This window comes from Pararhodobacter sp., from assembly GCF_034676075.1.
Lineage (GTDB): Bacteria > Pseudomonadota > Alphaproteobacteria > Rhodobacterales > Rhodobacteraceae > Pararhodobacter.
Genome location: NZ_JAUCCQ010000074.1, coordinates 1 through 17,895 on the forward strand (window position 1 = coordinate 1; position 17,895 = coordinate 17,895).

Sequence of the window (17,895 nt, forward strand, 5' to 3'; positions counted from 1 at the left end):
TTCGCGAAGGGATCATGGTTGAAACTGTCCAGCACCCAATTCTCGCTGGCGCCGGTGCCGCCCGGGCCGGCCGGCGCCGGGTAATAGACATGCGCGCCGTTCGACAGCCGGTCCCCCGCCGCGACCAGCGCCACCTTGGCATTGCCCAGCGCCATCTCGCCCGCCGCGGTGGCGATGAGGCGCGGGCCGGTGGCGCAGGCCTGGTTGACGGTGGGACCGGGCAGCCCCTCGGCCCCGATCAGGGCCGAGAACCACGGCGCGCCATAGAAGATGTTGGGCTGGATCACGGTATAGCCATAGGCCACGTAATCCAGCGCCGCCGTTGCGAGGCCGCGCTCGGCCATCGCCGCGCGGGTGACATGCGCGGCGAATTGCACCGAATGCAGATGGGCGAAGGCCCCCTGCCAGCGGGCGAAGGGCGAGGACCAATAGGCCCCGTAGGGGATATAGGCGATGGCCATGGGGTCAGACCTTGATCGTTGCGGGGTCGGCGTCGTCATAGAGCCGGTCGAGCAGCGGCTTGCGGGTGATCAGCAGCTTGCGGAAGTTGAGGTTGCCCTTGGCGGTGATCTCGCCCTCGGCCATCGAGGGCAGTTCGGCCAGCACCTGCGCCCGGCGCACGGCATGGGCGGAGCCCTCATTCGGGCCGGGCTTCAGCCGTTCGGCGATCTCGGCCGCCTGCGTCACCGCCAGCGCGCCGCCGTGATCCACCGCATCCCGGCGCAGCGCCTCGGTCGGCACGATCATCACGCCGACCTCGGCCCGGTCGGCGCCGGTGATGACGATGTCCTGCGCCAGACCCTTCAGCTTGGCCAGCAGCTCCAGCCTCAGCCCCGCTGCGCGAACCCAGGTGCCGGTGTTGAGCTTGAATTCCTCGGCCAGGCGGCCGTCGAATTTCATGCCCTTGTTCATGTCGGCGGGATCGACGAAGCGCATCGCGTCACCGGTGACGAAATAGCCTTCCTCGTCAAAGGCCTCGGCGGTCTTTTCGGGGTCGTTGAGGTAGCCGGGCGTGATGGTGTCGCCCTTCACCCGGACCTCGAACCGGTTCTCGTCATCGGCGGGGACCAGCTTGATCGTCACCTCGGGCAGAGGCACGCCGATGATCCCCGATTGATGGGTGAATTCATGCTGGATCAGCGCGGCGGGCGCCGTTTCGGTCAGGCCCCAGGACGAGTTGAAGAGCGGCATGTCGCCCCGCACCTCATGCGCCATCGCCTCCAGATCCGCCCAGACGTCCTGCGGCAACGAGGCCCCGGCGTAGAACAGCATGTCGAGGTTCTGGAAATACTGCCGCCTGAGCGTGGCGTCCTCCTTCATCGCATCGCGCAGCACGGCGAAACCGACCGGTACGTTGAAGGCGATGGTGGGCGAGACCATGCGCAGGTTCTCGATCGTATGCGCGGCCAGCGCGGGCGTCGGCTTGCCGTTGTCGATATAGAGCGTGCCGCCATTCGACAGCACCAGGTTGAAGTTGTGGGACCCGCCGAAGACGTGGTTCCAGGGCAGCCAGTCCAGCAGGACCGGGGGCTTCTCCGTCACGAAGGGCAGGCAGACAGCCAGCTGCGCCTGATTGGTGGTCATCATCCGCTGCGTGGTCAAGACGCCCTTGGGATGCGAGGTCGAGCCCGAGGTCAGCAGGTATTTCGCCACCGTGTCAGGACCGACCGCGGCGTTCAGCGCGCTGACATCGCCCCGGCCCTTCTCCAGCGCGGCAAAGGCGGTCAGGCCCGGACCCGCGCCCTGGCTCACGACCTTCTCGACGCCGTCGAAGACCGGCAGCGCCAGCGCCGCGCCATAGCGGGCGGCGTCATCGGCGAAGACCATGGCGGGGCGGATCATCCCGGCGATGCGTTCCAGCACCGGATGCGCGCCCGGGATCAGCGCGTATTGCTCGGCCACCGGCACGCTCGGCACGCCGATATATTGCGCGGCGAGGGTCAGCAGGGCGTGGTCCACCCCGTTGCCGCTGACGATCAGGATCGGCGTCCCCGCGCCCATGCCGCGGTCGGCCAGCGCGGCGGCGAGGGCCTTCACCTGCTCCAGCGCCTGGGCATAGGTGACCTCGCGCCAGCCGGGGCCAGACCGTTCGGCCAGGAAAACGCGGTCCGGCGCGGCGGCGGCCCAGTCGACCAGCCAGTCGGTGGTGCGATGGGCGACCGGGCCCAGATCCCAGCCGCTGCTCAGCAGGATCGCGCCATCGGCCCGATCCTCGCGCGTTGCCCTATGGGCGCGATACCTGTCCTGCGTCATCCGAACTCCTCCCGTTCGATTGAATCTGCCGCAGGGCGCGGTGCAGGGCTGCGCGTTCCTCGTCGCTCAGCCCCCGCGCCATGCGGTCGTCATGCTCGGCCACGGCGGTGAAGGCGCGCTCGGCCAGCCGGCGCCCCTTCAGCGTGACCTTCAGTTCATAGGCGCGCCGGTCATCCCGCGCGCGGGTCCGCGTCACCAGGTCGAGCCCTTCCAGCTCGTCGAGGATCAGCACCAGATTGGGCCGCTCGATGGCCAGGATCTCGGCCAGCTGCGTCTGCCTCAGGCCCGGATTGTCCCGGATCACCGAGAGCACGGAAAAGGTCAGCATCCTCAGCCCGAACGGGGCCAGGACCGCGTTCACATCGGTCTGGATCGCGGCAAAGGCGCGCTTCATGTCGTAGCCCATGAAGACGCGCAGGATGCTGTCGCCGCTCATGCCCGGAATTGCGGATCGCGCTTTTGCAGGAAGGCGGTCAGGCCCTCGCGGGCGTCGGTGCTGGTCTGGGTGATCGCCGCGCAGAGGCTTTCGGTGAAGAACCCGTCCGAGCGGCCCATGTCGTCGATCCGGGCCAGGGCCTGGATCATGATGTAGTTCGACAGGGGCGCGTTGCCGGCGATCTGTTCGGCCAGTTCGCGGGCCTTGGCCATGGCATCGTCCACGACGTAATGGGCAAGCCCCATCGCCCGGCCATCCTGCGCGTCGTATTTGCGTCCGGTGAGCATCATCTCGGTCATCCGGTCGGCGCCGATGATGCGGCCGACGCGGACGCTGGCCCCGCCACCGATGAAGATCCCGCGCCGCCCCTCGGGCAGTTGGAAATAGGCCGTGGGATCAGCCACCCGCACATGGGTCGCGGTGGCAATCTCAAGCCCGCCGCCGATCACCGCGCCGCTGAGCGCCGAGACCACCGGCAGACCGCCGAATTGCACCCGCTCCAGCGTCGCGTGCCAGCCGCGCGAGTGGCGCATGACGGCTTCGGCATCCATCCGCCCTGCGTGTTCAGACAGGTCGAGGCCGGAACAGAAATTGCCCCCCGCCCCGGTCAGGATCGCCACCTTCACCGCGGCCGGAGGGGCGCGGAAGAAGGTGTCGATCTGGGCGAACAACCCGTCCGACATGGCATTGCGCTTGTCGGGGCGGTTCAGGGTCAGCGTGGCGATGCTGCCGTCGATCGCGATGTCCAGCATGGGCTTAGCGCGGCGGCAGGCGGGTGGCGCCGTCAAGGCGGATCGTCGTGCCGTTGAGATAGGCGTTCTCGACGATCTGGGCGACCATGAGGCCGTATTCCGAGGGATGGCCCAGCCGGTCCGGGAAGGGGATGTTGGCGGTGATCTGGCGGGTGGTTTCCTCGGGCAGGCTCTCCATCATCGGGGTGTTGAAGAGGCCGGGCGCGATGGCCATGACCCGAATGCCCGAGCGCGCCAGCTCCCGCGCGGCGGGCAGGCACATCGAGGCAATGCCGCCTTTCGAGGCGGAATAGGCCGCCTGCCCCACCTGCCCGTCCTGCCAGGCGGCCGAGGCGGTGTTGATCACCACGCCCCGCTCGCCGCCGTCCAGCGGGTCCTGTTCCTGCATGCCCTTCACCGCATAGGACATGACGATGTAGCTGCCGATCAGGTTGACGCGGATCACCTTCTCGAACAGGTCGATGGACATCTTGCCCTCGCGCCCGACGATCCGGGCGGCGACGCCGATCCCGGCGCAGTTCACGGCCACCCGGGGCGCGGCGCCGAAATGGGCCTTCACCGCGTCGAAAGCCGCGGCCACCGCCGCTTCGGAGCCCACATCCGCCTGCACGCCGAAGCCGCCGATCTCGGCCGCCACCGCATCGGCCTTGGCCCCGTCGAAATCGAGCACCGCAACTTTCGCGCCCCGGGCAGCCAGCAGCCGCGCGGTGGCGGCGCCGAGGCCGCTGCCTGCGCCGGTGACAAGGGCGATCTGTCCGTCGATCTGCATGGAAACCTCCTCCCAAGGTTATGTTAGATATTAATTACATCTCGTAACTATCTCGAGTCAAGAAAACCCCGGGGCCGTGGCCACCGGGGTTATCCGGGATCAGGGGATCAGGAACAGCGTGATCGCCGGGAAGGCCACCAGGATCAGCACGCGGATCAGGTCGGACACCACGAACCACGACACCGCCTTGTAGGTGTGGGTCATCGGCGTCAGCCGGTCCATGGCGTTGATGATGAACAGGTTCATCCCAACCGGCGGGGTGATCAGCCCGGTTTCCACCACGATCAGCACCAGGATGCCGAACCAGATGGCGACATGTTCCGAGGGCATGCCGAAATCCAGCGCCATCATCATCGGGAAGAAGATCGGGATGGTCAGCAGGATCATCGACAGGCTGTCCATGACGCAGCCCAGCACCAGATAGATCGCCAGGATCAACAGCAGCACGGCCACCGGCGCCAGACCCAGGCTCACCACCCAGTCGCTCAGTGCGTTGGGGACCTGGGTGCGGGCGAGGAAGCCGTTGTAGAAAGCCGCGCCGAAGACGATGAAGAAGATCATCGCCGAGGAGCGCGCGGTCGAGGTGAAGCTCTCCAGCAGCGTCCTGAAGTTGAGCCCCCGGTTGGCCAGCGCGATCAGGCCGGTGCCCAGCGCACCGACGGCCGCGCCCTCGGTCGGCGTGAAGACGCCGCCATAGATGCCGCCGACCACGGCCAGGAACACCAGGATCACCGGCCAGACCTGCCACAAAAGCTTGAAGCGCTCGCCCATCGGCACGCGCTCGGCGGTGCCTGCGCGCTCGGGGTAGATGCGGACATAGATCGAGATGACGATCATGTAGCCGATGGCGGCCAGGATCCCGGGCGCGAAGGCGGCGAGGAACAGCTTGGCGATGTTCTGCTCGGCGAGGATCGCGTAGATCACCAGCACCACCGAGGGCGGGATCAGGATGCCCAGCGTGCCGCCCGCCGCCAGCAGCGCGGTCGAGATGCCGCCGTCATAGCCGAAGCGCCGCAGTTCCGGCAGCGCCACCCGGCCCATGGTGGCGGCGGTGGCCAGCGACGAGCCGCAGATCGCCCCGAACCCGGCGCAGGAGGCAACGGCGGCGATGCCGACCCCGCCCTTGCGGTGGCCGACGAAGGATTCCGCCGCCTTGAACAGCGCCTTGGACATGCCGCCGATGGTGGCGAAATAGCCCATCAGCAGGAACATCGGCACCACGGCCAGCGATTCGCTGGCAAAGGTCGAATAGGCGGCGTTCTTCAGCTGGGCCAGCGGCACGCGGGTCGAGCCGTCGATGATCCAGTAGCCCGCGAAGCCGGTGACGAACATCGACAGGCCGATCGGCACGCGGACGAAGATCAGGCCAAGGAGGACGGGAAAGGACAGGATGCCGATCGCAAGGTTGCTCAATGGTCTGCTCCGGCGGTGGCGATGAGGGTACGGTTGGTGACGGCCTCGGCCAGGCGGACCAGGGCCATGTAGACGGCGATCGCGGCCGTGGCGATGGCGGGCACCAGGGCCAGCGCATAGTTCCACCACAGCGGATATTGCAGCAGGAAGGTCGTCGAGCGGCGGCGCGCCAGCGTGTTCATCCCGTCGTAGAGCTGCACGGCGATCAGGACCAGCGCCGCGGCGAACAGCGCCTCGATCAGCACCTGCATCCAGCGCCGGGTGCGGTCGCTGAGGCCCGAGGTGAAGACATCGACCGTCGCATGCCCCGCGGTGATCTGGCACCAGCCGAGGAAGCAGAAGACGGCAAAGGCCAGCCCGCCGACCAGCAGCTCATAATCGCCGAAGATCGGCCCCACGCCCGCGTCGAGCAATTGCCGGGCGAGGCCGGGCATGGTCGACTGCATCCAGCTGGAATGCAGCAGGTCCGAGGCCTCGCGCCCGATGATCGAGAGGCAAAGCATCAGCACCAAGATGGTCAGCACCAGGCCGCCGATCACGGCCATCAGCCAGGCGATGCCGTAGAAGATCCTGTGTATCGTTGCGAACATGCGTGTCCCGTCCCTCGGGTCCTTCAGGTTGCCGCCCGCCCGCACTCAGGCGGACGGGCCTGTCGCTGCCCCGCGGTCAGTGCGAGGCCTGGTAATCCGCCATCAGCTGGCGGGCCTCATCCAGGAGGGCCTGACCGTCGATCCCCTGCGCCTGCATGTCGGCCAGCCAGCTGTCGTAGATCGGCTGGGCGGCATCGCGCCAGAGCGCGACATCGGCCTCGGAGATGGTGATGATGTTGTTGCCGTGATCCACGGCCAGCTGACGGGCCGGGATATCCGCATCCGCCTGCGTGCCGCCGGCGAAGACCGAGAGGTCCGCGCCCGAGTTGCGGTCGATGATCTCGCGCAGGTCGTCGGGCAGCCCCTCGTAGACATCGCGGTTCATCGCCAGGGTGAAGGTCACCGTGTAGGGATAGGAATTCTCGAACTCGGTGTGGTTGTTGACCAGCTCCGGCACGCGCAGCGAGGTGGTCACCTCCCACGGGATCACCGCGCCGTCGATCACGCCGCGCGACAGGCTTTCGGGGATCATGGTGACCGGCAGGCCGATCGGCTCGGCGCCGAGGATCTGCAGCAGCTGCCCCACCATCCGCGACGGGGTGCGCAGCTTCAGGCCCTGCATGTCCTCGATGGTGTTGACCGGACGGTTCGAGTGGATCACGCCCGGGCCATGCACCCAGGTCGCCAGCAGATGGACGTCCTGATAATCGGTGTCGGCCATATGCTCGGTGAACATCTGCCAATAGGCGGCCGAGGCGGCGCGGGCATCCTGCACGAAGAACGGCAGCTCGAAGACCTCGGTACGCGGGAAGCGGCCGGGGGTGAAGCCGTTCACCGTCCAGGCGATATCTGCGATGCCGTCGATCACCTGATCCATCAGTTCGGGCGGGGTGCCGCCCAGCGCCATGGCCGGGAAACGCTCGATGCGGATACGGCCTTCGGATTCACGCTCGATCGTGTCGGCCCAGACGTCCAGCACCAGATGCGGCACATTGGCCTGCGGCGGCAGGAACTGGTGCAGGCGCAGCGTGACCTCCTGCGCCAGTGCGGCGCCCGCGGTGAGCGCGCTCAGCGCCACGGCGCTGGCAAGGCCTGCGATCTTGGAAAAATGCGGCATACTGTCCTCCCTGATGCCCCGTACAGTCGTTGGTGCGAGAGGGGCGCGGCTTGTGACCGCGCCCCCAGGCTTCTTGGTGCCTCTGCGGCTTATTGGTGTGCCGCTTCGTATTCGGCCATCAGCGACTGGGCCTCGTCGATCAGCGCCTGACCGTCGATGCCGCGGCCGTTCATGTCGGCGACCCACGAAGCATAGAGCGGCTCGACCAGCGTGCGCCATTCGGCCGCGTCTTCCTCGGACACGGTGACGATGTTGTTGCCCGCATCGACGGCGATCTGACGGGCCGGACCGTCGGCATCGGCCTGCGTGCCACCCGCGAAGATCGAGAACTCGAGACCCGAGTTCTGGTCGATGACCTGCTGCAGGTCCTCGGGCAGCGAATCGTAGGTGTCCTGGTTCATCGCGAAGGAGAAGGTCAGCACATAGAGCGAGGGGCCCTGGAACTCGGTGTGGTTATGCACCAGCTCCGAGACGTGCAGCGCGGTGGTCACCTCCCACGGAATGGTGGTGCCGTCGATCACGCCGCGCGACAGCGCTTCCGGCACGCCCGAGACCGGCAGACCGACCGCTTCGGCGCCGACCAGCGCCAGCAGGTCGTTCACGCCGCGCGAACCGCCGCGGATCTTCATGCCCTGCAGGTCCGAGGGATGCGAAACCGGACGGTTGGTGTGGAACATGCCCGGGCCGTGGACCCACATGCCCAACATGTGCACGCCGGCGAAATCTTCCTGCATGTGCTCTTCGTACATCTGCCACAGCGCCGACGACGCCGCGCGGGCGTCGGCGACCATGAAGGGCAGTTCGAAGACTTCGGTCTGCGGGAAGCGGCCCGGCGTGTAGCCGTTCACGGTCCAGATGATGTCGGCCACGCCGTCCATGACCTGATCCATCAGCTCGGGCGGGGTGCCACCCAGCGCCATCGAGGCGTAACGCTCGATGCGGATGCGGCCGTTCGAGTCGCGCTCGACATTGTCGGCCCAGACGTCCAGCACGTCGCGCGGCACGTTGGCCTGCGCGGGCAGGAACTGGTGCATCCGAAGGGTGAATTCCTGGGCCGAGGCCGTACCGGCAGTCAGGGCCACCGCCGCAGCGGCACCCATCAGACCCAGGATCGTTCTGCGCTTGGTCATGTGTTTTCCTCCCAAAGACACAAGGCTGGCACTATGTTGCAAGTGATGGCACACGTCGCATTATATTGCCAACATATTTTTGTTTGTCGTGCATTCCCCGCCGCGGACGCTCCTCGCCCCCGCTTTGTTGCGAGTGCAAGGTTCCACGCGGCGGCGATTCCTGCAAGCATTATTTGTTGACCGATCGGTCACTCTTTGCGGGGCGCGCAGGATCATTCGGCGTCGGGCTGACGGCTGGGATGGGCCTCGGCAAAGGCAGGAATCGCCTCGCAGGCCGCGGCAATCGCGCTCAGCCGCGGCATGGCCGACAGATCGACCTTGAAACGCCGCGCGGCGAAGATCTGCGGCATGAGATAGACCTCGGCCATCCCCGGCGCCTCGCCAAAGGCGTAGCGGCTGGCGGTGCGTTTGGCCAGCAGCGCCTCGCAGGCAGCCAGACCGTCGCCGATCCAGCGCTGGCACCAGGCTTCCTTGCCCTCGGCGCCCTGACCGAACTCCGCGTCCAGATATTGCAGCACGCGCAGGTTCTGCAGCGGATGGATCTCGCAGGCGATGACGGCGCAGAAGGCCCGGACCGCGGCGCGGTCGGCGGCGCCGGTCGGCAGGAGCGCGGGCTCGGGATGGGTTTCCTCCAGCCATTCAAGGATGGCGGGGGATTGCGTCAGCACCAGCCCGTCCACCTCCAGCGTCGGCACCAGCCCCTGCGGGTTCAAGGCCTTGTAGGCAGGGGATTTCTGCTGCCCGCCGTCCTTGACCAGATGCACCGGCACCTGCTCATAGGCCAGTCCCTTGAGGTTCAGCGCGATGCGGCAGCGATAGCTCGAGGACGAGCGGAAATAGCCGTGAAGCTTCATCATTCCGCGGCCCCCAGCGTCAGGGCGATGGGTTCCAGCCCGTCGATGCCGCCGGTGATCACATCGCCCGCCACCACGGCGCCGACGCCCGCGGGGGTGCCGGTCATGATGATGTCGCCGGGCATCAGGTGATAGTAATGCGACAGATGGCTGATCACCTCGGCCGGGGACCAGACGAGTTCGTCGAGCGTCGCGTCCTGCCGGATCTGGCCATTCACCGACAGATGGATGCGCCGCCCGGCCAGCGAGGGGATCGCCGCGGCCGGGGTCAGCGCCGTCAGCACCGCCGATTGCTCCGCATCCTTGCCCAGATCCCAGGGGCGGCGGTTGTCCTTGCCGTCCTGCTGGCGGTCACGCCGGGTCATGTCCAGACCCGAGCCATAGCCGAAGATCGCCGCCTGCCCGGCCGCCAGATCACCCTTGAAGACCGGCGCGCCGACGGCCACCACCAGCTCCATCTCATAATGGAAATTTGAGGTGCCCGGCGGATAGGGCACCGTCGCGCCCGAGGCGCAGAAGGCGCCCGCCGGGGTCTTGGTGAAATACCACGGCGCCTCGCGGTCCACGGTGCCCCCCATCTCGGCGGCATGGGCCTCGTAATTGCGGCCGACGCAGAAAATGCGGTTCACCGGGTATTCGGCGCTCTGGCCCAGCACCTTGATGCTGTGCACCGGCGCGGGCGGGAAGAGATAATCGGTCATCGGGCGCGTTCCTTGTCGTGTTCCTGCCTGTCCGGGGACAGCGTGAGATCGGGCCGGGGAAGGCGATGGCCAACCCCCCGGCCGCCGCTGTCAGGCGTAGCGCGGCGAGCCCCCATAGGGAAGACCGAAGCGCGGGCGGCATGGCCCCCCTGCCCCCGCGATCCTCGCTGCATCATGACGCACCCCCCTCGCCCCGGCCGCGGCCCGGTATTTGAGTAGTATGCTAACGATCAGCATGCTTGTCAAATCCCCGGCGCCCGGTATCCTTGGTTCATGTCCATCGTCCATTCCATGCCCGGCTTCCTGATCCGCCGCCTGAACCAGATCTCCATGTCGGTGTTTCAGGAGCGGATGCAGCGCCTGGGGCTCGACCTGACCTCGGTGCAATTCGCGGCGCTTGTGGCCTTGTCCGAAAACCCCGGGATCGACCAGGCGACGCTGGCGGGGCTCATCGCCTATGACCGGGTGACCATCGGCGGCGTGGTCGACCGGCTGGTCGCCAAGGATCTGGTCGCGCGGCAGATCAACCCGCAGGACCGCCGCGCCCGGCAATTGGCGCTGACCGACAGCGGCGCCACGCTGCTGACCCGCCTGATCCCCGAGGTTCAGGCGTTGCAACACGACATCCTCGCCGGTCTCTCGGCCGAGGAGGTCGCGGCCTTCATCACCCTCGCCAAACGCACCACCGAAGCGGGCAACGACCGCTCGCGCGCGCCGCTCAGGCCCCGGGACTAGCCCAGCGCCAGCCGCCTTGTCGGTGCCAGCGCCTCAAGGAAACGGGTGTCGTGGCTGACCACCACCAGCGCCCCGTCATAGCCTGCCAGCGCCGCTTCCAGCGCCTCGGTCGCATCGAGGTCCAGGTGATTCGTCGGCTCGTCCAGCAACAGCAGCGCAGGCGGCTTCGGCCCGCCCAGCGTGCAGGCCAGCCCGGCCCTCAGCCGCTGCCCGCCGCTGAGCGTGCCGACTTTCTGCAAGGCATCCTCGGCGCGGAACAGGAACCGCGCCAGCGTCGCCCGCGCCCTGTTCTCGCCCGCCCCGGGGTTGAGCCGCAGGAAGGCCTCGCGCAGCGTCTCGGCCGGGTCGAGCAGGCTCACCGATTGGTCGAGCAGCGCCAGAGGCACCGGCCGATCCACCTGTCCGGCCATGGGGGCCAGCGCCCCGGTGATCAGCGCCATGAGCGTCGATTTTCCGGCCCCGTTCGGCCCGGTGATCGCCAGCCGCTCGGGCCCGGTCAGGGTCAGCGACAGATCGCGGATCGCCGGCCGCGCCGGGTCGAAGCCGCCGGTCACCCGATCGAGCCGCAGGACGATCCGGTCGCGCGGCAGCCCGGTCGGCGGCAGGTCCATGCGCATCGGCTGCAGCACCTCCACCTTGCCGCGCGCCGCCTCCAGCGCCGCCCCGGCCTCGGCCGCGCGCGCCTCGCGCAGCCGGGCGCCGGAGCCATCGGTGCCCTCGGCCCTGTCCTTGCGCGCGTCGAGCAACAGCTTCGGCTGATCGCCCCGCGCCCGTGCCCGACGACCCGAGGCGTCGCTGCGCGCCTTGCGCTCGGCCGCCTGCTGGGCGCGGCGTGCGACCTCGGCCTGCTGGCGCGCGGCATGGTCCAGCGCCTGCCCGGCCGCCTGCAGCTCCACCGCCTTCTGCGCACGATAGGCACTGTAACCGCCGCCGAACCGCGCCGCGCCCAGCGTCGTCATTTCGACAATGGCATCCATCTGCTCCAGCAGTTCCCGGTCGTGGCTGACGACGATCGCCGCGCGGTCCCAGGCGGCCAGAACCGCCAGCACCGCCGCCCGCCCCTCGGCGTCGAGGTTGTTCGTGGGCTCGTCCAGCAGCAGGATATCGGGCGCGTCGAACAGGGCCGCCGCCAGCGCCGCGCGCGTCACCTGCCCGCCCGACAGGGCGGTCAGCGGCGTGTCGGGCGGCATCGCCAGCCCCAGCGCCAGAAGCGCCGCTTCCAGCCGCGCGGGCAGGGTCCAGTCGGCCTCGGCCAGATCCTCGGCGCTGGCTTCGCCCGCCTCGGCCCGGTCCAGAAGCGCCAGCGCCCCGCGCGCGCCGAACAGGTCGGCCAGCGTCTCATCGCCCGCATGGACCTGCCGCAGCATCGCCACCCGGCCATGGCGCAGGACCTGCCCCGAGGCAGGCGTCAGCTCCCCGGCGATGAGGCGCAGCAATGTGGTCTTGCCGGTGCCGTTGCGGCCGACAAGCCCGGTGCGCCCGGGGCCGAAGGACAGGGACAGATCGGTGAAAAGCGGCGCGCCGTCAGGCTTGAGGAAGCCGAGCGCGGCAAGGGTGACGGAGGTCAGGGCAGACATGGAGAAGGTCCCGAATCGTGGCGGTAAGAGCGACGGTTTCGAGAGGGCGATCCATGGCGGTAACTCCGGGTCAGTGCGCCTCAGATTTAAGCCCCCGACGCCCGGGGTCAACCGATCCGGCCAAAGTTTCCTTGACAGAGAGGGATTCGCCCGGCATCCCTAAGTGAAACATGAATCATTGTTCATGTTTGCGAACAGGGAGGAATTCATGAGATTGCTGTTGAGCGCGGCCTTCGTTGCCTTGGCCACCGCCCCCGCCATGGCCGACGAGATCCGCATCGCCCATATCCACGACATGACCGGCGCGCTTGAAGCCTATGCGGCGCAAAGCCAGATCGGCCTGATGATGGGCCTCGAATACGCCACCGAAGGCACCATGCAGGTCGAAGGTAACGATCTGGTGGTCACCGAATATGACAGCCAGCTGCGCCCCGATCTGGGCCGCGCCCTGCTGGCGCAGGCTTTCGGCGACGATGGCGCCGATATCGCCGTCGGGCCCACCTCGTCGGGTGTGGCGCTGGCCATGCTGCCGGTGGCCGAGGAATACGAGCGCATCCTGCTCGTGGAACCCGCCGTGGCCGATTCGATCACCGGCGCCGACTGGAACCGCTACATCTTCCGCACCGGGCGCAACTCCAGCCAGGACGCCATCTCGAACGCCATCGCCCTGGGGCAGGAGGGCGTGGTCATCGCCACGCTGGCGCAGGACTACGCCTTCGGCCGTGACGGCATCGCCGCCTTCCGCGAGGCGCTGGAAGGCACCCCCGCCCAGCTGGTGCACGAGGAATACGCGCCCACCGACACCACCGATTTCACCGCCGCTGCGGAACGCATCTTCAACGCCCTGCAGGAACACGAAGGCGACCGTCGCCTCTTCGTCATCTGGGCGGGCGGCAACAACCCGATGAGCCGCATCCAGGCCATGGACCCGGGCCGGTTCGGCATCCAGATGGCCACCGGCGGCAACATCCTGCCCGCCATGGTCAGCTTCCGCGACTTCCCTGGCATGGAAGGTGCGACCTATTATTACTACGAAATCCCGCAGAACCCGGTGAACCAATGGTTCGTCGAACAGCACATGGAACGCTACGGCACCCCGCCCGATTTCTTCACCGCGGGCGGCATGGCGGCCGGGATCGCCATCGTCGAGGCCCTGCGCGCCAGCGGCGGCTCGACCGATGCCGAGGATCTGATCACCGCCATGGAAGGCATGCATTTCGAGACGCCCAAGGGCGAGATGTGGTTCCGCGCCGAGGACCATCAGGCCATGCAATCCATGTACCATTTCCGCATCGCCATCCATGACGGCGTCGAATGGGCCGTGCCGGAACTGGTGCGCGAGATCACGCCCGACATGATGGACATCCCGATCCGCAACCAGTGATCGGCCGGGGGCGCGTCCGCCGCGCCCCTCCATCTTTGTTCTTCAAATATCCCGGGGGGGCTCGGGGGGCTGGCCCCCCGATCCTCGCCCCATGCGCCGACGCCCTCATGAAAAGGCCTGTCATGCCCCAGCCTTCTCTCGTCACCCAGGATCTGACCGTGCGCTTCGGCGGCCATGTCGCCGTGGACCGCGTGAGCTGCGCCTTCACCCCCGGTGAGCTGACCGCCATCGTCGGGCCGAACGGCGCCGGAAAAACCACCTATTTCAACCTGATCTCGGGCCAGATCCGCGCCACCTCGGGCCGTGTCACGCTCATGGGCCGCGACATCACCGGTCTCTCGCCCTCGGCCCGGACCGAGGCCGGGCTCGGCCGGGCCTTTCAGCTGACCAACCTCTTTCCCCGCCTAACCGTGCTGGAAAACGTCCGTCTGGTCATTCAGGCCCGCGAGCGGCGGGGTTTCAACCTCTGGACCATGGCGATGGGCCACCGCGACCTGATCGCCGAGGCTGAGTCGGTGCTCGACCGCGTCCGCCTGACCGCCCTGCGGGATCAGACCGTGTCGGCGCTGTCCCACGGCGACCAGCGCAAGCTGGAGGTCGCGGCGATGATCGCCCTGAAGCCCAAGGTCTTCATGTTCGACGAACCCACCGCCGGCATGTCGGTCGAGGAGGCGCCGGTCATTCTGGACCTGATCGCCATGATCAAGGCCGACCCCGAAGCCACCGTCCTGCTGGTCGAACACAAGATGGACGTGATCCGTTCCCTCGCCGACCGCATCATCGTGCTGCACAACGGCGCGCTGGTCGCGGATGGCGCGCCCGCCGAGGTCATGGCCTCGGCCGTGGTGCAGGAAGCCTATCTTGGCAAGGAACTGACCGATGTCTGACCCCATTCTCAGGCTGAAGGGCGTCAAGACCGACATCGCCCAATACCACATCCTGCACGGCGTCGACCTCGACGTGCCGCGCGGCGCGGTGACCATGCTGCTGGGCCGCAACGGCGCGGGCAAGACCACGACCCTGCGCACCATCATGGGCCTGTGGAAACCGCATCAGGGCGAGATCCTGCTCGATGGCGCGCATATCAACGGCCTCAACCCCGCGCAGATCGCCCGGCGCGGCATCGGCTTCGTGCCCGAGGATATGGGCATCTTCTCGGACCTCACGGTCGAGGAGAATATCCGCCTCGCCGCCCTGTCGGGGCAGCCGATCCCCGAACGGCTGGACTGGATCTTCGAGGCCTTTCCGGCGCTCCGCACCTTCTGGAAATCCGCCGCCGGCACGCTGTCGGGCGGACAGAAACAGATGCTCTCGGTCGCCCGCGCGGTGGTCGAGGATCGCGAACTCTACCTGATCGACGAACCCTCCAAGGGGCTGGCCCCGGCCATCGTCGCCACCCTCGCCAAGGCGCTGAAGGATCTGAAGAACCGCGGCGCCTCAATCCTGATGGTCGAGCAGAATTTCTCGCTGGCCAAGGCTCTGGGCGATCATGTCGCGGTCATGGATGACGGCAAGATCATCTGGACCGGCAGCATGAAGGAACTGGCCTCGGACACCGGCCTGCAGGAACGCCTGATGGGCCTGAAGATGGAAACCGCATGACCGACGCTGCCCCCTCCCATGCCCCCACGATGACCAAGCTGCCGCTGGCCGAACGCCTGCGGCCCTGGCTGCCGGTGCTGCTGGTTCCGGTGCTGATCGTCGTCGGCTACCTGATCATCCCGTCGCAATCGTCCTGGCTGACCCTGACGGTTTCCGGCCTTGCCATGGGGATGATGATCTTCGTCATCGCCTCGGGCATGACGCTGGTCTTCGGCCTGATGGATGTCATCAACTTCGGCCACGGCGCCTTCATCTCGTTCGGCGCCTTCGTCGGCACCACGGTGCTGCTGGCCCTGGGCCAGATGACCGGCGCGCCCTCTCTCCTGCTGAACCTGCTGGCCATCGCAGGCGCGGTGCTGGCGGCGATGATCGTTACCGGCGGCATGGGCTGGGCCTTTGAGCGCGCCATCGTCCGCCCGGTCTATGGCAGCCACCTCAAGCAGATCCTCGTCACCATGGGCGGGCTCATCGTCGCCGAACAGCTGATCTACGTGATCTGGGGCGGGCACGAGATCGTCATCGCCCGGCCCGAGACGCTGAAAGGCGCCATCACCTTCGCCGGTGCGGCGCTGGAGAAATACCGGCTGGTGGCGGTCGGCGTCGGCCTGATCGTCTTCCTGGCACTGCGGCTGGTGCTGCGGCGCACCAAGCTGGGCCTCATCGTCCGCGCGGGAGTCGAGAACCCCGAGATGGTGCAGGCCTTGGGCTACAACATCACCCGCGTCTTCGTCGGCGTCTTCATCGCCGGATCGGCGCTGGCGGGCCTCGGTGGCGTGATGTGGGCGCTCTATCAGGAGGTGATCACCGCCCATATGGGCAACGAGATCATGATCCTGGTGTTCATCGTGGTGATCATCGGCGGCCTGGGCTCGGTCGAGGGCTGTTTCATCGGCGCGCTGACCGTGGGTCTGGTGCAGAACTACGCCGCCTTCATGGAGCCCAAGCTGGCGCTGATTTCCAACATCGCCCTGATGGTGGCGATCCTGATGTGGCGGCCCATGGGCATGGTCCCCGTGGTGAAGGCGAAGTGACGATGATGCGCATTCTTTCCGGCGATTCCCCGAAAAGCGCCGTGCTGGCGGTGCTGCTGGCGCTTATCCTGCTGGCGCTGGCCTTTGCCCCCTTCCTGTTCCCCGGCTCGCGGTCCCTGGAGACCGCCGCCCGGATCTGCATCTTCATCGTGCTGGTCGCGAGCTACGATCTGCTTCTGGGTTACGGCGGCATCGTCAGCTTCGCCCACACCATGTTCTTCGGCATGGGCGCTTACGGCGTCGCCATCGCCACGGCGCGGATGGGAACGGGCTATCCCGCCCTCGCGACCGGGGCGCTCGCCGGGATGGTCGCGGCAGGTCTGGTGGCGCTGCTGATCGCGCTGCTGTCGCTGCGCGTCCGGGCGATCTTCTTCGCCATGATCACGCTGGCCATCGCCTCGGCTGTGGCGGTGCTGGTCAGCCAGCTGTCGACCTTCACCGGCGGCGAGGACGGGATGAACATCCGCATCCCGCGTGAACTGACACCGGCCTTCCGGCTGGGCGAGGTCATGGGCACCGGCATCAACGGCAAGATCCTGAACTATTACCTCGTGTTCTTCTGTTGCCTGGCGCTGTTCCTGCTGATGCTCAGGATCGTCAATTCGCCCTTCGGCCGTGTCCTGCAGGCTATCCGCGAGAATGCCTTCCGGGCCGAGGCGATCGGCTACCGCGTCGTCCTCTACCGGGCGCTCGCCACCTGCCTCAGCGCGATGATCGCGGCGCTGGCGGGATCGCTCTTCGCGATCTGGCTGCGCTATGTCGGCCCGGCCACGACGCTGGGCATGGAGATCATGATGGACATCCTGCTGATCGTGGTGATCGGCGGCATGGGGACGATGTATGGCGCGGTAGTCGGCACGGCGATCTTCGTGCTGGCGCAGAACTACCTGAAAACGCTGATGGGCGGCATGTCCGAGGCGACCTCGGCGCTGCCGCTGATCCCCGACCTCCTCAGCCCCGACCGCTGGCTTCTGTGGCTGGGCATCCTCTTCATCCTGTCGGTCTATTTCTTCCCGACCGGCATCGTCGGCCGCCTGCGGGGAACCCGGTGACGCGCGAGATCCGCGTGATGGTGCAGGGGGACGAGGGCGCCCCGCCGGTCATCCTGCTGCACGGCTGGACCATGACCGGCGCGATCTGGGCGCCCGTCATGGACCGGCTGCCCGCCCGCTGCTACGCACCTGACCTGCCCGCGCATGGCGAGACGAGGGGCTACGCGCCTTCGGTCGAGGGGGGCGTGGCGCTGTTGGGCGACCTGATCGCCGAGCAGGGGATCGAGGGCGCCACGCTGGTCGGCTGGTCGCTGGGCGCGCTGATCGGCTGGCGCTATCTGGTCGGGGGCGGGAGAGGCATCGCCCGCATGGTCTCGCTCGACATGTCGCCCTGCCCCTTGCCCGCGCCCGGTTGGGATTTCCCGATGCGCGGCCAGAGCGCCGAGAAAGCCGCCCGCGGCGCCGCCCGCTTCCGCGCCGACTGGCCTGGCGCGGCGCGCGCCATCGCCCAGGGCATGTTCGCCCGCCCCGAAACCGTGCAACCCGGGATCGAGGCCGG

The 17,895-nt window shown here is 67.7% G+C and carries 18 protein-coding genes and 1 pseudogene; 7 read left to right on the forward strand and 12 right to left on the reverse strand.

Annotated elements, in window-relative coordinates; genetic code table 11:
• The 11 genes and pseudogenes from VDQ18_RS16305 to VDQ18_RS16355 form a co-directional block, all read right to left on the reverse strand.
• Positions 1–461 (reverse strand): annotated as a pseudogene (locus VDQ18_RS16305) (thiolase family protein); the annotation flags it as partial.
• Between the two features lie 4 nt (positions 462–465).
• Positions 466–2,253 carry a feruloyl-CoA synthase gene (locus tag VDQ18_RS16310; protein ID WP_323021975.1) on the reverse strand — a complete coding sequence of 596 codons (1,788 nt, stop codon included), beginning with the start codon at positions 2,251–2,253 and terminating at the stop codon, positions 466–468.
• On the reverse strand, positions 2,225–2,689 hold the full coding sequence (locus tag VDQ18_RS16315; RefSeq protein ID WP_323021976.1) for a MarR family winged helix-turn-helix transcriptional regulator: 465 nt from the start codon (positions 2,687–2,689) through the stop codon (positions 2,225–2,227). Before VDQ18_RS16315 ends, VDQ18_RS16310 begins: the two co-directional genes overlap by 29 nt.
• A complete protein-coding gene (locus VDQ18_RS16320; protein ID WP_323021977.1) occupies positions 2,686–3,441 on the reverse strand; it encodes a crotonase/enoyl-CoA hydratase family protein in 756 nt (251 codons plus the stop codon). The genes VDQ18_RS16315 and VDQ18_RS16320 overlap by 4 nt, the downstream gene beginning before the upstream one ends.
• 4 nt (positions 3,442–3,445) lie before the next feature.
• Positions 3,446–4,210, reverse strand: a complete 765-nt coding sequence (locus VDQ18_RS16325; RefSeq protein WP_323021978.1) for an SDR family NAD(P)-dependent oxidoreductase — start codon at positions 4,208–4,210, stop codon at positions 3,446–3,448.
• Positions 4,211–4,309: 99 nt separating this feature from the next.
• Entirely contained in the window at positions 4,310–5,623 is a 1,314-nt protein-coding gene (locus VDQ18_RS16330) for a TRAP transporter large permease (RefSeq protein WP_323021979.1), read from the reverse strand.
• Positions 5,620–6,213, reverse strand: coding sequence for a TRAP transporter small permease (locus tag VDQ18_RS16335; RefSeq protein WP_323021980.1), 594 nt, complete (start codon positions 6,211–6,213; stop codon positions 5,620–5,622). Before VDQ18_RS16335 ends, VDQ18_RS16330 begins: the two co-directional genes overlap by 4 nt.
• 76 nt (positions 6,214–6,289) lie before the next feature.
• Positions 6,290–7,330, reverse strand: coding sequence for a TRAP transporter substrate-binding protein (locus tag VDQ18_RS16340; protein ID WP_323021981.1), 1,041 nt, complete (start codon positions 7,328–7,330; stop codon positions 6,290–6,292).
• Between the two features lie 89 nt (positions 7,331–7,419).
• Positions 7,420–8,460, reverse strand: coding sequence for a TRAP transporter substrate-binding protein (locus VDQ18_RS16345; RefSeq protein WP_323021982.1), 1,041 nt, complete (start codon positions 8,458–8,460; stop codon positions 7,420–7,422).
• Positions 8,461–8,672: 212 nt separating this feature from the next.
• Positions 8,673–9,317, reverse strand: a complete 645-nt coding sequence (gene maiA, locus VDQ18_RS16350; RefSeq protein WP_323021983.1) for a maleylacetoacetate isomerase — start codon at positions 9,315–9,317, stop codon at positions 8,673–8,675.
• A complete protein-coding gene (locus VDQ18_RS16355; RefSeq protein WP_323021984.1) occupies positions 9,314–10,015 on the reverse strand; it encodes a fumarylacetoacetate hydrolase family protein in 702 nt (233 codons plus the stop codon). The genes maiA and VDQ18_RS16355 overlap by 4 nt, the downstream gene beginning before the upstream one ends.
• 273 nt (positions 10,016–10,288) lie before the next feature.
• Between VDQ18_RS16355 and VDQ18_RS16360 the strand changes: the two genes are divergently transcribed.
• Entirely contained in the window at positions 10,289–10,750 is a 462-nt protein-coding gene (locus tag VDQ18_RS16360) for a MarR family transcriptional regulator (protein ID WP_323021985.1), read from the forward strand.
• Here VDQ18_RS16360 and VDQ18_RS16365 read toward each other — a convergent pair.
• The gene (locus VDQ18_RS16365; RefSeq protein WP_323021986.1) at positions 10,747–12,327 is read right to left on the reverse strand and encodes an ABC-F family ATP-binding cassette domain-containing protein; all 1,581 of its coding nucleotides are present in this window, start codon (positions 12,325–12,327) and stop codon (positions 10,747–10,749) included. The genes VDQ18_RS16360 and VDQ18_RS16365 overlap by 4 nt on opposite strands.
• Before the next feature lie 208 nt (positions 12,328–12,535).
• Between VDQ18_RS16365 and VDQ18_RS16370 the strand changes: the two genes are divergently transcribed.
• The 6 genes from VDQ18_RS16370 to VDQ18_RS16395 all read left to right on the forward strand — a co-directional run.
• Complete coding sequence (locus VDQ18_RS16370; protein WP_323021987.1) at positions 12,536–13,711, forward strand: substrate-binding domain-containing protein; 1,176 nt, start codon at positions 12,536–12,538, stop codon at positions 13,709–13,711.
• A 122-nt stretch (positions 13,712–13,833) separates the two neighbouring features.
• A complete protein-coding gene (locus VDQ18_RS16375) occupies positions 13,834–14,598 on the forward strand; it encodes an ABC transporter ATP-binding protein (protein WP_323021988.1) in 765 nt (254 codons plus the stop codon).
• Complete coding sequence (locus VDQ18_RS16380; RefSeq protein WP_323021989.1) at positions 14,591–15,313, forward strand: ABC transporter ATP-binding protein; 723 nt, start codon at positions 14,591–14,593, stop codon at positions 15,311–15,313. Before VDQ18_RS16375 ends, VDQ18_RS16380 begins: the two co-directional genes overlap by 8 nt.
• The gene (locus tag VDQ18_RS16385; RefSeq protein ID WP_323021990.1) at positions 15,310–16,344 is read left to right on the forward strand and encodes a branched-chain amino acid ABC transporter permease; all 1,035 of its coding nucleotides are present in this window, start codon (positions 15,310–15,312) and stop codon (positions 16,342–16,344) included. The genes VDQ18_RS16380 and VDQ18_RS16385 overlap by 4 nt, the downstream gene beginning before the upstream one ends.
• 2 nt (positions 16,345–16,346) lie before the next feature.
• Positions 16,347–17,396 carry a branched-chain amino acid ABC transporter permease gene (locus VDQ18_RS16390; RefSeq protein WP_323021991.1) on the forward strand — a complete coding sequence of 350 codons (1,050 nt, stop codon included), beginning with the start codon at positions 16,347–16,349 and terminating at the stop codon, positions 17,394–17,396.
• Positions 17,393–17,895: alpha/beta hydrolase (locus VDQ18_RS16395; RefSeq protein ID WP_323021992.1), on the forward strand; the 503-nt coding region annotated here is incomplete at its 3' end. The genes VDQ18_RS16390 and VDQ18_RS16395, both read left to right, overlap by 4 nt.